This is a genomic window from Thermococcus sp. LS1 (genome assembly GCF_012027395.1).
Taxonomy (GTDB): domain Archaea; phylum Methanobacteriota_B; class Thermococci; order Thermococcales; family Thermococcaceae; genus Thermococcus.
The window spans coordinates 351,418-365,643 of the sequence record NZ_SNUJ01000002.1; the positions used below are offsets into that span (position 1 = coordinate 351,418).

Sequence of the window (14,226 nt, forward strand, 5' to 3'; positions counted from 1 at the left end):
GGCTCTCACTCCCCCTTAAGGCCGAAATGTTCCTGGACTTCATCAATAAGCTTGTTCAGCTCTTCGGTGAACTCGGGCCTCTGTCTGTTGATTATCTCGCCGATGATGAACTTGCCCTCAAGCTCTTCCGGTGACATCTTCTTAGCTTTGCTCACGGGGACGCTGTTCTTGAGGAACCAGCGGAGCATCTCTGCCGGCTCCTTCATCTTGTTCCTCCTTCCGTACTGGACAGGACACTGGGAAATGACCTCGACGAGGGAGAATCCCTTAACCTGGAGGGCCGTCTTGATGCTCTCTATAAGCTGGTAGACGTGGGCGGTAGTCCACCTTGCCACGTATGAAGCTCCAGCAGCGGCAACGGTCTCAGAGATCTGGAGCGGGTGCTCTATGTTTCTGTAGGGGCTGGTGGTGGTCTTTGCCCCAAAGGGTGTCGTCGGAGCCACCTGGCCGCCGGTCATTCCGTAGATGAAGTTGTTGACGAGGAGTACCGTTATGTCTATGTTCCTCCTCGCGGCGTGGAGGAGGTGGTTTCCGCCTATGCTGGCCAGATCACCGTCGCCACTTATGACGACGACCTTCTTGTCCGGCAAACCGACCTTAACTCCCGTCGCGAAGGCTATTGCCCTCCCGTGAGTCGTGTGAAGGGTGTCGGCGAGGAAGTATGGAGAGGCAATCCATGCGGAACAGCCTATACCGCTGACGACGACCAAATCCTTCGGGTCTATCTTAAGCTGGTCAACTGCATTTGCAAAGGCGTTGAGAACGGTTCCCCCACCACATCCGGGGCAGAGGGCTGTGGGCAGGGCCTCCTTACGGAGATATTTGACCATCGGATAAGTGGAATAGATTTCCTTCGCCATCAGGCAACACCCCTTATCTCGCGCAGGATTTCCTCAACGGTCAGAGGAACACCGCCTATCTTGTTCACGCCTTTGAGAAGAACGTCGTCGTTGACGAAGCGCTGGACTTCAAGGATTAGCTGGCCAAGGTTCATCTCGGGAACAAGTATTGCGCGAACCTTCTTTCCGAGCTCTTTTATCCTCTTCCCCGGGAACGGGTGGACGGTCTTCGGAACGAAGAGGCCGACCCTTATTCCTTCATCCCTGGCTTTCAGTACCGCTCCGAGTGAGGGTCTCGCGGTAACGCCCCAGCTGACGACGAGTATCTCTGCATCATCCGTGAAGTACTCCTCGTACTTCTCATAAACGTGCTTATTCTGCTCTATCTTCCTGTGGATTCTTCTCACGAGCCTGTCGTGAACTTCCGGGGTGTAAACGTCCCTAAGACCGTTCTCCTTGTGTGTGGAGCCGGTTACGTGGGTGAAGTAGCCGTGGCCGAAGAGGGGCATCGGTGGGACACCATCGCCGTGCGGGTCTCCGAAGGGAAGCTTTGCCTCTTCCTCATTCTTTGGCAGTTTGCGGTAGGTTATCTCGACTTCTTCCACGTCGGGGATTCTTATCTGTTCCCTCGTGTGGGCAAGAACACCGTCGAAGAGCACAACAACCGGAGTTCTGAGCTTCTCGGAGATGTTAAAGGCTCTCACAGTTTCCCAGAAGGCATCTTCAACACTTATCGGTGAGACGGCAACTATCGGGTGGTCCCCGTGAGTTCCCCATTTCGCCTGGAAGAAGTCACCCTGAGCGCCCTTGGTGGCCTGCCCCGTGCTTGGACCACTTCTCTGAACGTCAACCAGAACGAGGGGAGTCTCAGTCATTACCGCGTAGCCGAGGTTTTCCTGCATGAGCGAGAATCCTGGTCCAGCCGTTGCAGTCATGACCTTGAATCCAGTCCAAGAAGCTCCTACCATTGCAGCAATGCTTCCGATTTCATCCTCCATCTGAAGGTAGTAGCCGCCAAGCTTGGGCAACTCTCTCGCCATCGTCTCGGCTATCTCGCTTGAGGGGGTGATCGGATATCCCGCGTAGAAACGACAGCCTGCAAAGAGCGCACCGTATGCAACGGCCTCGTTGCCCTGCAAGAAGTAGTTGCCCGGCTTGTAAAGCCTCTTCAAAAGCCTGAGCTGCTCAGGCTCATCGCCTCGGATTATCATGAGTCACCACCTTACCGCTATGGCAAAGTCCGGGCAGAGGAGCTCACAGAGCTTACATTTAACACACTTCTCGGCGTGCACCGGAACCGGGTAGTGCACGCCCTTTTCGCTCAGCTCCTTGCTCCACTCAAAGACTTTCCTCGGGCACATTTCAACACAGATGCCACAGCCCTTGCACAGAAAAGTATCGACATCGATTTCCACAACACCCTCGGCCCTTCCAACCACAAGGTAGCCATTCCTTTCAACCACGGTTTTCCCTTCGACGTTTGCCATAATCATCACCCGCGATTTGTTAAACCCGTTTACGTATGTAAACATTTAAAGCTTTCGTGGGTGTGCATCTCTGCTCATCAAAGAAGCCCGGCAGACATTAAAAAGGAGGCGAAAAGAGAGCATAAAAAGTATTTCAAAAACGAAATCCCTTCACCACGTCATCAGCTGCCAGTCGAGGAGACCGTTCTCGACTATATATTCCCATCTCTCCCTGCACTCGGGCTTGAGGTTCTCGATGTATTTGAGATCCTGCGTTGCGGAGAACTTCTTTATCGCTCTGCCTATCTGCCTGTCGTAGTCGGTGAGGCAGTTGTGGGGGCCACGTCTTGAACCCGCTCCAACAGGGTCGCTCAGGATTCTCTTGTCCGGGAAGCGCTTCTTTGCCCACAGGAGTATCTCTACCGCACTCCAGAGCCAGGGCGGACGGTATTCACCCTTCTCCCAGAGTCTCTCGTAGAGCGTCCCTTTCTGGATGTCCGTGATATTTATGGAGAAGGTGTCCGTGTAGGGCTCGGCTTTTATGATGCTCGCCTTGACATCCTCTATGCCGTCGCGCTCACCAAGGAAGATTGGCTTCAGGAGGAGGTACGTTTTCACCTTCGCACCCGCTTCGTGTGTTATCTCTGCAGCCTTAACGAAGTCGTCGAAGGTGTTGCCTTTGTTTATTGAAACGTCGGCTATATCATCGTTGGAGGTTTCAAGCCCTATGGCTACCTCAAAATGCTTGTCTGGAACTATCTCTGCGAGCTCTTTAACTGCGTCGTAGCGGACAAGCTCGCTCCTGCTCTCTATCACAATCTCCTCTACATTCTCCATTCCAGCAAGAATCTCGAAGATTTTTCTCCTCGTTTCAGGCTTCAGCTCACCGTTGTCGAGGAATGAACCTGAGGTGAACATCCTCACCGCGACTCTCTCCCTGCCCTCTACCTTCTTTAGGGCCTCTCTAACGTAATCGACTATGGCATCCTGGCTCCATCTAACCTTCGGGGCTGCCGTTGGGTACGCGCACATGTAGCAGGCCTGGCCTATCCTAAAGCGATAGCAGCCTATCGTGGGCAGGATTATGAAGAGTGCAGTCCCGGGCTTTCCAGCAACGTTGTCCTCACTCGTCCAGTACGTCATCTTTTAACACCAGCTTAGGCTGGAAATCAAGGTTTTTAAAGGTGAGGCCTTAGTCCATAGTATGCTCAGGATACTCATAACCAACGATGACGGGATTTATTCAAAGGGCATCCGTGCCGCTGTAGAGGCCGTTAAAGACCTTGGAGAGGTTTATGTCGTTGCTCCCCTCTTCCAGAGGAGCGCCAGCGGAAGAGCCATGACGCTTCACAAGCCGCTGAGGGCAAAGCTTGTGAACGTGCCTGGGGCAAAGGTTGCCTACGGCCTAGACGGCATGCCCGTTGATTGCGTCATCTTTGCTCTCGCAAGGTTCACCCACTTCGACCTGGCGATAAGCGGTATCAACCTCGGCGAGAACCTGAGTACAGAGATAACAGTCTCCGGAACGGCTTCCGCTGCCATAGAAACCGCCACCCACGGGATTCCCAGCATAGCGATAAGTCTCGAGGTCGACTGGGGAAAGACCCTCAGCGAGGGCGAAGGGATAGACTTCTCAGCTGCGTCCCACTTCCTGAGGAGAATAGCCAGGGCCGTCCTCGAGAAGGGCCTTCCAGAGGGCGTTGACATGCTCAACGTGAACATCCCGAACGATGCCAGCCCTGAGACGAAGATAGAAGTGACGAGGCTCGCGAGGAGAAGGTACCGGCCAACCATTGAGGAGCGCATCGACCCGAGGGGGCATCCTTACTACTGGATAGTCGGCAGGAAGTGCGAGAAGTTCGAGCCCGGGACGGATGCTTACGCCCTAAAGGTGGAGAGGAAGATCAGCGTGACGCCGATAAACATAGACATGACAGCGAGGGTGGACTTTGAGAGTGTGATGAAAATTTTGAATGAAAAGGCATGAACTCGAGCATGTGACTACGTCGATTTGTTCACATATTTGCCGAGATTGTTAGTACCATTTGTAACAGTCCCATAAATACTAGCTGTTATAGAGGATAGCTAAGAATTATGCAATTGTATTCATTATTAGAAATAACAAGTTGAGTAAACGTCCAATTTAAAATAAAAGTACACAAAAACTATTTAAGAGGTTTTACATCTACCAAGTTTGGTGGTTCATTATGAGAAGTAAAAAACAGTCGTTTTGTCTGTGGTTTTTTTGCCGTTTTGGTATTGAGTAGCTTTGCAGGAGCTCTGAGCATAAGCCAGATCCATGCCGGAGCCAGTTACGTAACGCCCAACGAGGCAATTCTCACAGCCCAAAAACATCTGCAGTGGGCATCTTCAAACCTGCCGAATTTCAAGGACTGGCAGAACGCAAAGCTGTCTCAGCCGGTAGTGTATTACTTCCCAAATGGCACTAAGAGTGCCTACGAGTTCACAGTGCTGGTGAATGGAAAGCCAGATGGTTTTATACTCGTTGCGGCGCAGAGATACATGCCCTCGGTTCTTGAGTTCGGGAAGGGAGAAACACCGAGCAGAAGGCTGGGAAGAATTGGTGCGGCCAGAATCAGGGGCTTCTCAAGGAGACAGCACAGATTGCTCTATTACGGTGCGTTGAGCTACAGCATAGACGTAGGGAACGGGAAAGCCATGGACATTCATGGCAGGGTCGTTTCCTTCCCAAAAAGAATCGCGTTATTCTCCAAACCATATACACGGTCTTTAGAGACGAGTAGTATATATCCTGCGTCCACTTACGTAGAAAAACATATCCCAAATGTACCGGCTTGGACCACAACGGATCCCGGGAGCTATTCAAATCCATATCCCTACAATATGGGTTCCAGTGGGGATCCATGGTCTTGGTGGGACGGATGTGCTCCAATAGCTGCTTCAATGGTGATAGCGTATTACGAACCTCAGCTTCGAGATTCTTGGGATAGAGAGGCGTTAATTGACGTTCTTCACTATACTATGAAAACAGATGAAAATGGGGGTACTCAGATTTCCAATGTAGCCCCAGGCATAGAAGATCTCCATGAAGAGTACCAGCGTATTTCAAACATGATAACACTCAATAACTTCGTCAGAAATGACTATGATGCTTGGCTGGAAAGCCGTTCAACTGGATTCTATGATGCAATATCTAATATCAACAATGACCATCCCCTTTTACTGTTGATGCTCGATGGCGGTTCTGCATTAGACCGCTCCCAGGATTATGGGAACCATGCAGTTACCGTGGTTGGCTACGTTGGATATTCCTCTTCATTCTATTGGGAGATTCATGATACATGGGACAGCGCAGATCATTACATAGCAGACGGAAATTGGAAGGATGCATGGTTTGTCTTCGTTAGCAGGAGGTAAATTTAATGGCGAGAGGACTTTCACATCTTTTTCTTTTAGTTCTGGCTTTAGCATTAGTCGGTGGCATCTTTGTGGGGCTGAATAGGGAAGGTCAGTGTTTCTCAACGGTGCCGGCGAACGTGAGTGGCGTTAAACCTCAGGTGGTGATAGGTCCGGGCTTCCCCCCGGGCGAGGTTTGAGGGCCTAACGCTCGACGAGATTGTAAACGGAAGTCCGAGGCACGTGCTCGTTGGGTTCTTTAACTTTGAACTCTCAAACTGGACGGGGAAGAGGCCAAAGTGCTACTTTAAGGCACTCGAAGGCTTTTCCGAGAACTGGACTGGTCTCATCCTACCGGGTGCCTCCCTCTCAAACGTAACCCTCTCTGGAAGAGTTTATCTGGCACTCTATGTGTACCCCAGGGAGACCTCCATCATAATCTCAAAGGTAAAGTATGGAGAAACACCGGAAGAGTCCAGGGTGGCCGAGGCTTTCCATCTCAGGTATCATAAAAGTCCGGAGAAGTACATCAAGGATTACCTGAGCTCTCTGGAGAATTCGGGTTACATCAGGGTCAAGACACTCCCCAATGGGGCCCTCTTTGAAAAGGACCACAACACCCTACTCGTGCTGGAAACCGTGGATGAGGCTAACCTTTATCTCCTCGTGGCCATGGGAAGTGAGGAGGACGTGTTGAGAATGGCTAGCCAAGCAATCTCCTCAAAGGTATAACCCAGAGGTGAAGAGCATGCCCAGAAAGGTTTTCCACGCCTTTGCCCTCGCGCTGAGTACCGCCTGGGACTAGTCCTCGCCTATAATCTGCCTTGGCTGGAGGATTACTACATCAGGGGAGGTATGGTGTAGTTCGAGAACTGGACCGGCTCCGCTGGGAGGCCCTACGTCTGCTGGAGGGAGTACTCACCATCGCCCATCTTCCTTTTCCTCGTCCTCCTTCCCGCGATCATCCTGCTCGCCCTGCACCTTTACCTTAAGGAACCGGCCTTCAAGAAGTCCGGTTTGGTTATGGGACTGTCAACCCTATCGGTGGTTCTATCCCCCTTTCTAACAACGCGGGCGGGCTTGTGGCTTCTTCCAATCACCTCAATCGGAGTGGGCGTAGTCCTGGGAAGGGACAAAACGGAAAAAGCGTTGCTCACCATCCAGGGCTTTCTGCCGGGGTTTTTGGTCCTCATGGGCATACTCATGGAGCTCGGAGTCAGCTGCTGATGAAGAATTCGCAGAGGGGAGGTTCACTCCTCCCCAAAAATCCTCTCCACGAACCACTTCTCGTCGAAGGGCTTGAGGTCGTCGTAGCCCTGACCGACGCCGACGAAGAGTATCGGCGCCCCTATGGCGTGGCTTATGCTGAGTGCGGCCCCACCACGGGCGTCGGCATCGAGCTTTGTGAGAATTACCCCGTCTATCTTAACAGCCTCGTTGAACTGCTTTGCCTGCTCTACCACGGCGTTTCCGGCTAAGCTGTCGCCGACGAAGATGACAAGGTCAGGCTTGGTAACGCGCACTATCTTCTTCATTTCGTCCATAAGGTTCCTGTTGAGCTCATTCCTTCCGGCGGTGTCTATGAGAACGACATCAACGCCCCTCGCCTTCGCGTGCTGTATTGCGTCGTAGGCTACCGCCGCCGGATCAGCGCCGTAGGAGTGCTTGATAACCTTAACACCAACACGCTTTGCGTGCTCTTCTACCTGCTCTATTGCCCCTGCTCTGAAGGTGTCGCTCGCTGCTATGACGACGGAAAGGCCGTTCTTCTTGAGCCAGTGGGCGAGCTTGGCTATGGTCGTGGTCTTCCCCGAGCCGTTGAAGCCAACAAAGGCTATGACGAAGGGCTTTTCTTCCTTTGAGCGGATCATCTTGAGGAGGTCTATCCTCTTCTCTGGGGTCAGCACCTCCAGAACAGCCTCTCTTACGGCTTTCTCGACTAGTTCCTTCTTGTTTGTCCCTATCTTAACCTTCTGACCGACGAGCTTCTCTTTTATCTTCTCCCTGAGAGCCTCCACCGTTTCGAGGGCAACGTCGGCCTCGAGGAGTTCCAGCTCAAGATCCCAGAGGGCGTTCTCGACGTCTTTCTCTCTTATCTCAGTCTGGGAAACCTTCTCGACGAATGAGCCTAACTTCTCTTTCAGCTTTCCGAACATATTCACCACCTGATGAGCGAGACGCTTGGACGTATATAATTATTATGAAATACCCTCGGCGATAGCTGGTGTCATCACACCTCAGACCCGAAACCGCTCGTCATCGGGCGATAGTGAGTTATCCTGTGATGTTTATAAATCAGCTCCTTCTGATGTACGTCTTGCTTTCCACTACCCTTCCATTCTCAAGGCGCATGACATCGACCCTTTCAAAGCCGACGGTTTCCCTCTTGTAGGCTACGAGGTAGTCGATGAGCTCCCTGATCTGGTAGCGCGTTATTGAGTCCTTTACGTACTTCGTCTCGTAGAGCAGGATGAGCTTATTCCTGTTCTCCGCGAGCCAGCGGTGAAGCTTTTCCCTCTCTGCTTTTGAACGAGAGAGTGGGTTCACTATGAGGTAAACATCGAAATCTCCCCCTGCGTAAGGTGAGCCGATGTAAACTTCCCCATCAACCTGGAATGGAAGGTATTCGACAAGTATGTTCTTCGTTCTCTTACTCCAAGCATTGAGGTATATCCTCGCGAGTCTCTTGCCGTCGCCAGTTATTAAAACAATTCCCGAGTTCAGTTCGGCTATTTCCTTCAGCATGGTCATCACAAAAAACTTTTACTGGACAGTTAAAATTCTTTCTCAAATTTTCGGCGTTCTCAAGACCGCAAAGTATATATCTCGACTTGGAGTTATACCTTTGAAAACTCCAGGGGTGTTAACATGAAGAAGTGGTTAAGTCTGTTTTTAATCGGCCTCCTGGCCATTAGTGTCGTGGCCAGCGGCTGCATAGGTGGGGGAGAAGAGACCACTACCAAGGGCAAGATAGCCATCGTCTATGACGTCGGTGGCAGGGGTGACCTGAGCTTCAACGACATGGCTTATCTCGGTGCTTCAAAGGCAGCCAAGGACTTCAACCTGGAGCTGGTTGAGGTTCAGAGTGCCAAGGAGACCGACTATCTCCAGAACCTTGAGACCCTTGCCCAGCAGGGCGACTATGAGATAATTATCGCTGTCGGTTTCATGATGACCGATGCTGTTAAGCAGGTTGCCGCCAAGTATCCAGACCAGAAGTTCGCCATCATCGACGGATTTGATCCAGAGATGCCAGACAACGTCATGATGATACTCTTCAAGGAGAACGAGGGTTCAGCACTCGTCGGTGCTCTTGCAGGAATGATCGCCGCCAACGACGATAAGGACAAGGTCGGTATCGTCCTCGGCATGGAGATCCCGGTTCTCTACAAGTTCGAGGCTGGATACAGGTTCGGTGTTTCATGGGGTGTTGACTACTACAACCAGAAGATGGGCACCAACAAGAAGGTCGACGTTATCTACCAGTACACCGGAACCTTCACCGACGCGGCTAAGGGTAAGGCTGCCGCCCAGGCCCAGCTCCAGCAGGGCGCTTGGGTCATCTACCAGGTCGCCGGTGGAACTGGTGTCGGTGTCTTTGATGCCGTCGCCGAGGCTCTGAAGGCCCAGAGTAAGGACATGGGACCGCCGTTCGCCATCGGTGTTGACTCAGCCCAGGACTGGATCAAGCCGGGCGTCATTATCGCAAGCATGATGAAGAGGGTTGACGTCGGTGTCTACACCGCCGTTAAAGCGGCCGTCGAGGGCACCTTCAAGGGCGGTGTCGTCGAACTCGGTCTCAAGGAGGGCGGTGTTGGAATAAGCACTATCGAGGACGTTAAGGAGATGTTCAACTCCCTCCCAGAGGACACCAAGAAGCAGAAGCTCCAGGAGCTCGGATTCGACAGTGAGGACCAGCTCTTCGCCAAGCTCGAGGAGACCAGAAAGCAGGTTCCCGATTGGATCTGGCAGGCCATTGACGAGCTCAAGCAGAAGATAATCAACGGTGAGATCCAGGTTCCAGCGCCAATGGACAAGGACGGCATTGAGAAGATAAGGAACGCCAACGACTGGACCGAGATGATGGGTTGAAAACCTTTTTCTTCTTTTTCCGTTTCTCTTTGCAGGGGGTGTCGCCATGGAAGAAGTGCCGCTGATACAGATGAAGAACATTGTAAAGGTCTACTCCGACGGTACGAAGGCCTTGAAGGGGGTTGACTTTTCCGTTAAAAAGGGCGAGATTCATGGTCTGTTAGGTGAGAACGGAGCGGGTAAGACTACCCTCATGAAGATCCTCTCCGGTATGATAAAGCCCACGGAGGGTAAAATCTACATAAACGGTGAGGAGGTTCACTTTAAGAGCCCCGCCGATGCCCTGGAAAAGGGCATTGGTATCGTTCACCAGCACTTCACGCTTGTTGAGGTGTTTAACGCCCTTGAGAACATAATCCTCGGAATGGAGGGGCACAGTTTATTCTCAAAGATAGATGTGGAAAAGGCCACGGAAAAGCTCCAGAAGCTGATGGACGAGCTAAACTTCCAGGTTCCCCTTGATATCCCTGTTGAGAAGCTGCCCGTCGGTGTCCAGCAAAGGATTGAAATCCTCAAGATGCTCTTCAGGGATGTCGACATACTTATCCTCGATGAGCCCACGGCTGTTCTCACCCCGATAGAAGTCAAGGAGCTCTTCAGGGTTCTCCGCCTGCTCAAGAGCCAGGGCAAGACGATAATCTTCATCAGCCACAAGCTCAAGGAGGTCATTGAGATAACCGACCGCGTTACGGTCCTCAGAAAGGGTGAACTCATAGGCACGATAGACACCAAGGACGCCACGCCGCAGATACTCGCCAAGATGATGGTTGGAAGGGAGGTCGTTCTCAGGGTGGAGAAGCCCCCCAAAGAGCCGGGAGCGCCTATTCTTAGGGTTGAGAACCTGTGGGTTAAGGGCGACAGAGGTGAGGACGCCGTCAAGGGTCTCTCCTTTGAGGTTCGCGCCGGCGAAATATTCGGTATAGCCGGCGTTGAGGGCAACGGTCAGACAGAGCTCATAGAGGCCATAACCGGTCTCAGGAAGGTTGAGAAAGGAAAGGTCATTCTTAACGATAAGGACATCACCGGCAGGCCACCGAGGGAACTCTACGACCTCGGGCTGGCCCACATTCCAGAGGACAGAATAAATATGGGTCTCATCGTCGACATGAGCGTCGCCGAGAACTCGATCCTCGGTCTTCAGTGGAGGGAGAAATTCAAGGGGCCGCTTAACTCGATAAGGTGGAACGCCGTCAGGGAGCACGCTAAAAAACTCGTTGAGCAGTTCGATATAGTCGTTCCAGGCATAACCGCTCCAGCAAAGAGCCTGAGCGGTGGAAACCAGCAGAAGCTCATCGTTGCCAGAGAGGTCAGCAAGGAGCCTGTCTTGATAGTCGCGTCCCAGCCCACGAGGGGTGTCGACGTTGCCTCCACCGAGTACATCAGGAACTACCTCGTCAAGCTTAGGAACGAGAACAAGGCCGTTCTGCTCGTTTCCGCCGACCTTGATGAGGTAACCCAGCTGAGCGACAGGATGGCCGTCATGTATGAGGGAGAGTTCATGGGCATCGTGAAGCCCGAGGAGGTCACAGAGGAAGAGATTGGAATGATGATGGGAGGGATCAGACGTGAATGAAAAGGTGAAGGGCTTCCTCAAGCCGCTCGCGGAGAGCCTGCTGGCGGTGTTCATTGGATTCTTCCTAGGTGCGATAATCCTCCTCGCGTTTGGCTACAGCCCTCTTGAGGCTTATTATTGGCTCCTGAAGGGTTCCCTTGGTTCTGCATCAGGAATAGCCTCTACACTTAGCTACGCCACCCCAATCATGCTCACCGCTCTGACATTCGCAATAAGCGCTAGGACAGGAATCTTTAACATCGGTGCCGAGGGTTCTGTTTACTTCGGAGCAATAGCTGCGATAATATTCACCAACATCTACGGCAACGTCATCTTTGGGCTCCTCATGGGCATGCTGGTTGGGGCAATGTGGGGCCTTCCAGCAGCTTTCCTCAAGGTCTTCCGCGGTGTTCACGAAGTTATCTCAACCATTATGCTAAACTGGATAGCTTGGTATGCCGTCCTATACCTTGTTACGGGCCCATACGCTAATCCCAATGATCCTAACGAATCCGAAGGGTGCAGAGTACGGAGGAATCGATCCAAAGAAAGCGATAATATGGTCATTTGTCATAGGCGGATTTGCGAGCGGTCTCGCTGGCGCCGTTGAGGTCATGGGAAGACCTCCAACTTATGCCATAAGCCAGGGAATGGCCAACATCTATGGCTATGGTTTCGACGGAATAGGCGTCGCCCTCGTCGGAAGAAACCACCCACTGGGCATAATCTTCGCGGCAATGTTCTTTGGCATGCTCCGTGCTGGAACAACAATGATGCAGATTGGAGCAGGGGTTCCGCTCGAGATTATCTACGTCATCCAGGGTATAATCGTCGTTGCCGTCGCGATTCCTGGTCTGCTTGACATATTCAAGAACTTGAGGAGGGTGAGGGCATGAGCCTCGGATCATCAATCGTCCCAATCCTAGTGACCTCACTGATGGCCATGGTGCCCATAGTTCTTACGAGCGTTGGTGCGGTTGTCAGCGAGCGCGCTGGAATAGTCAACATCGGCTACGAGGGAATCATAATGATAAGTGCCTTCTTCGGCGCTATTGCGGCAGAAGTCAGCGGAAGCTGGTTCATCGGTCTCCTTGGGGGAGCCTTTGTCGGCGCCCTCCTCGGAATGCTCCACGGCTTCATCACGGTCTACCTCAAGGGAGACCACATCATCCCGGGTATCGGTATAAACCTCCTCGCCATGGGTCTCGTCCCCTTCGGTATCATGGCCTACTGGGGAACGGCAGGTCAGCACCAGGTTCCAGACACCGTCAGGGTTCCCAACTGGAACACCGCCTACGGGAACATCAGCCCCATGATAATAGTGACCCTCGTCATAACTTTCGTCACCTACTGGGTGCTCTTCAAAACGCCGCTTGGACTGAGGATAAGGGCCATGGGTGAGAACCCAGAGGCAGCAGATGCCATAGGCCTGAACGTTGAGAAGTACCGCTTCTGGGCGGCAGTGTACGGTGCTGCACTGGCGGGTCTCGCTGGAGCCTACATCAGCATAGACTGGGTCGGAGCGGTCACCAAGAACGTTGCAGCTGGAAGGGGTTTCATAGCGCTCGCCAACATGGTGTTCAGCGGCTGGAACCCGCTAATGGCTCTGGTCGGAGGATTCCTCTTCGGATTCTTCGACACGGTGGCAATATGGGTCCAGTCCAGCCAGGTTGTCCCGTGGCAGTTCGTCCAGATGCTGCCATACGTGATGACTATCATCATCGTGGCAGGAATAATAGGAAAGGTCCGCCCGCCCAAGTGGGACGGCAGGCCCTACAAGAGGGAGTGACTCTCTCTTCTCATTTTCCCTTTCCCGACAAAGTTGGGAGGAAGAAAAGGCTCACTTCTTGAGGATTACTCCAAGAGCAGTGCCTAAGACAAGGCCGACAATGATGGAAACGACGACATACTGTGTGACGTCTGTCCTGGCCTCGGCTAGTTCTTCAGGGGGCTTTTCTCCGAGCGCCTTGACCACCGCGGCGCTGTTCTCTATAAGCACCTCCGTGTAGGGCTTGTCCTTCCAGAAGACCGTTATCTCGGCCAGGGGCTTCCCGCTCTTTACAGCTAACTCTTTGGCTGCCTCCTTCAGCTGGTCAGGGCTTTCCTTTCCATAAACTATGAGGTCGGTTTTCCTGGCGGTGGAGACGAGCTCGTCAACTCCAAGTGCTGGGACTTCTTCCTCTGGCTTTATCGAGGCAACTGCCTTTATGCCGAGCCACTCAATGGCGTACTGGTTGGAGGGCATCTGTATAACAGCAGTCCTGTTTTCCGTCATGAGGGCCTTATAAGCCTCGACGATAGTCCCAACGCGCTCCCTGAAGCTCTCGAACTCTTTTCTGTATAGCTCGGCATTGTACGGGTCGGCCTTTTCGAGGGCTTTCTCGGTTGCCTGAGCTATTGCCATCGCGTTGTAGGGATCGAGCCATATACCATGTGGGTTGTCCTTGCTGTTGTACCAGTGCTCGCTTAGATACCGGAAGCCTTCAGCTTTGTAGTCGTCTATGAAGAGCGTCTCGCCGGTTATTGTTCCTTCCTCTTTCAGCTCGGCGATTTTCTTTTCCATGGGTAAATGGCCTCCGGTAGTCACTATGACGTCTGCCTGGCGCAGGAGCTCGATCTGGCTTGCCCTCAGCTGGTACTCGTGCGGATCTGCGCCGAGGGGGATTATGTAGACAACCTCCACAGAATCCCCGAAGGCATCCTGAACTATCGTTGCCAAAGGTGCTATACTCGTCACCACGAGGGGCTTTTCTCCAGCTCCACTGGTGAGTGGAATGAGTGATCCGATTAAAAGCAACGCTATGAGTAGAGTTCTCGCCCTCATTTTCGGTCACCCTAACAGAATTCAACGATTAACTTTAAAGGTTGTCGGAAAGTTTTATAAGTTCCCGCCCGGACT

The 14,226-nt window shown here is 52.5% G+C and carries 13 protein-coding genes and 1 pseudogene; 7 read left to right on the top strand and 7 right to left on the bottom strand.

Annotated elements, in window-relative coordinates:
• Positions 1-5: 5 nt before the first annotated feature.
• From E3E26_RS06370 to E3E26_RS06385, 4 genes are all read right to left on the bottom strand, one after another.
• On the bottom strand, positions 6-860 hold the full coding sequence (locus E3E26_RS06370) for a 2-oxoacid:ferredoxin oxidoreductase subunit beta (RefSeq protein ID WP_167900458.1): 855 nt from the start codon (positions 858-860) through the stop codon (positions 6-8).
• Positions 860-2,050: a 2-oxoacid:acceptor oxidoreductase subunit alpha gene (locus E3E26_RS06375; RefSeq protein WP_167900459.1), complete on the bottom strand. Its 1,191-nt coding sequence runs from the start codon at positions 2,048-2,050 to the stop codon at positions 860-862. The genes E3E26_RS06370 and E3E26_RS06375 overlap by 1 nt, the downstream gene beginning before the upstream one ends.
• A 3-nt stretch (positions 2,051-2,053) precedes the next feature.
• Positions 2,054-2,326, bottom strand: a complete 273-nt coding sequence (locus E3E26_RS06380; protein ID WP_167900758.1) for a 2-oxoglutarate ferredoxin oxidoreductase subunit delta — start codon at positions 2,324-2,326, stop codon at positions 2,054-2,056.
• A gap of 150 nt (positions 2,327-2,476) precedes the next feature.
• Positions 2,477-3,448: an archaeosine biosynthesis radical SAM protein RaSEA gene (locus E3E26_RS06385; RefSeq protein ID WP_167900460.1), complete on the bottom strand. Its 972-nt coding sequence runs from the start codon at positions 3,446-3,448 to the stop codon at positions 2,477-2,479.
• A gap of 61 nt (positions 3,449-3,509) precedes the next feature.
• Between E3E26_RS06385 and surE the strand changes: the two genes are divergently transcribed.
• From surE to E3E26_RS06400, 3 genes are all read left to right on the top strand, one after another.
• Positions 3,510-4,292: a 5'/3'-nucleotidase SurE gene (gene surE, locus E3E26_RS06390; protein WP_167900461.1), complete on the top strand. Its 783-nt coding sequence runs from the start codon at positions 3,510-3,512 to the stop codon at positions 4,290-4,292.
• 272 nt (positions 4,293-4,564) lie between these two features.
• Positions 4,565-5,704: a C39 family peptidase gene (locus E3E26_RS06395; protein WP_167900462.1), complete on the top strand. Its 1,140-nt coding sequence runs from the start codon at positions 4,565-4,567 to the stop codon at positions 5,702-5,704.
• 222 nt (positions 5,705-5,926) lie between these two features.
• Positions 5,927-6,415, top strand: a complete 489-nt coding sequence (locus E3E26_RS06400) for a hypothetical protein (RefSeq protein ID WP_167900463.1) — start codon at positions 5,927-5,929, stop codon at positions 6,413-6,415.
• Between the two features lie 518 nt (positions 6,416-6,933).
• Here the strand turns inward: E3E26_RS06400 and ftsY are convergent.
• Entirely contained in the window at positions 6,934-7,839 is a 906-nt protein-coding gene (ftsY, locus tag E3E26_RS06405) for a signal recognition particle-docking protein FtsY (protein ID WP_167900759.1), read from the bottom strand.
• Between the two features lie 139 nt (positions 7,840-7,978).
• Positions 7,979-8,428, bottom strand: a complete 450-nt coding sequence (locus E3E26_RS06410; RefSeq protein WP_167900760.1) for a hypothetical protein — start codon at positions 8,426-8,428, stop codon at positions 7,979-7,981.
• Between the two features lie 123 nt (positions 8,429-8,551).
• On the opposite strand from E3E26_RS06410, the gene E3E26_RS06415 reads away from it, so the two are divergent.
• The 4 genes and pseudogenes from E3E26_RS06415 to E3E26_RS06430 all read left to right on the top strand — a co-directional run bounded on the left by E3E26_RS06415 (position 8,552) and on the right by E3E26_RS06430 (position 13,116).
• Positions 8,552-9,775, top strand: coding sequence for a BMP family protein (locus E3E26_RS06415; protein ID WP_167900464.1), 1,224 nt, complete (start codon positions 8,552-8,554; stop codon positions 9,773-9,775).
• A gap of 46 nt (positions 9,776-9,821) precedes the next feature.
• The gene (locus E3E26_RS06420) at positions 9,822-11,348 is read left to right on the top strand and encodes an ABC transporter ATP-binding protein (protein ID WP_167900465.1); all 1,527 of its coding nucleotides are present in this window, start codon (positions 9,822-9,824) and stop codon (positions 11,346-11,348) included.
• Positions 11,341-12,223 (top strand): annotated as a pseudogene (locus tag E3E26_RS06425) (ABC transporter permease). The gene E3E26_RS06420 and the pseudogene E3E26_RS06425 overlap by 8 nt, the downstream one beginning before the upstream one ends.
• Positions 12,220-13,116, top strand: coding sequence for an ABC transporter permease (locus tag E3E26_RS06430; protein ID WP_167900466.1), 897 nt, complete (start codon positions 12,220-12,222; stop codon positions 13,114-13,116). Before E3E26_RS06425 ends, E3E26_RS06430 begins: the two are co-directional and overlap by 4 nt.
• 51 nt (positions 13,117-13,167) lie before the next feature.
• Here the strand turns inward: E3E26_RS06430 and E3E26_RS06435 are convergent, their stop codons facing one another.
• Positions 13,168-14,151: a metal ABC transporter solute-binding protein, Zn/Mn family gene (locus E3E26_RS06435; protein ID WP_167900467.1), complete on the bottom strand. Its 984-nt coding sequence runs from the start codon at positions 14,149-14,151 to the stop codon at positions 13,168-13,170.
• Between the last annotated feature and the right edge of the window lie 75 nt (positions 14,152-14,226).

Excerpts from the sequence above, each read along its gene's own strand:
- E3E26_RS06370 (WP_167900458.1), bottom strand. The coding sequence starts at position 860 with ATGGCGAAGGAAATCTATTCCACTTATCCGATGGTCAAATATCTCCGT.
- E3E26_RS06375 (WP_167900459.1), bottom strand. The coding sequence starts at position 2,050 with ATGATAATCCGAGGCGATGAGCCTGAGCAGCTCAGGCTTTTGAAGAGG.
- E3E26_RS06380 (WP_167900758.1), bottom strand. The coding sequence starts at position 2,326 with ATGGCAAACGTCGAAGGGAAAACCGTGGTTGAAAGGAATGGCTACCTT.
- E3E26_RS06385 (WP_167900460.1), bottom strand. The coding sequence starts at position 3,448 with ATGACGTACTGGACGAGTGAGGACAACGTTGCTGGAAAGCCCGGGACT.
- surE (WP_167900461.1), top strand. The coding sequence starts at position 3,510 with ATGCTCAGGATACTCATAACCAACGATGACGGGATTTATTCAAAGGGC.
- ftsY (WP_167900759.1), bottom strand. The coding sequence starts at position 7,839 with ATGTTCGGAAAGCTGAAAGAGAAGTTAGGCTCATTCGTCGAGAAGGTT.
- E3E26_RS06410 (WP_167900760.1), bottom strand. The coding sequence starts at position 8,428 with ATGCTGAAGGAAATAGCCGAACTGAACTCGGGAATTGTTTTAATAACT.
- E3E26_RS06415 (WP_167900464.1), top strand. The coding sequence starts at position 8,552 with ATGAAGAAGTGGTTAAGTCTGTTTTTAATCGGCCTCCTGGCCATTAGT.
- E3E26_RS06420 (WP_167900465.1), top strand. The coding sequence starts at position 9,822 with ATGGAAGAAGTGCCGCTGATACAGATGAAGAACATTGTAAAGGTCTAC.
- E3E26_RS06430 (WP_167900466.1), top strand. The coding sequence starts at position 12,220 with ATGAGCCTCGGATCATCAATCGTCCCAATCCTAGTGACCTCACTGATG.
- E3E26_RS06435 (WP_167900467.1), bottom strand. The coding sequence starts at position 14,151 with ATGAGGGCGAGAACTCTACTCATAGCGTTGCTTTTAATCGGATCACTC.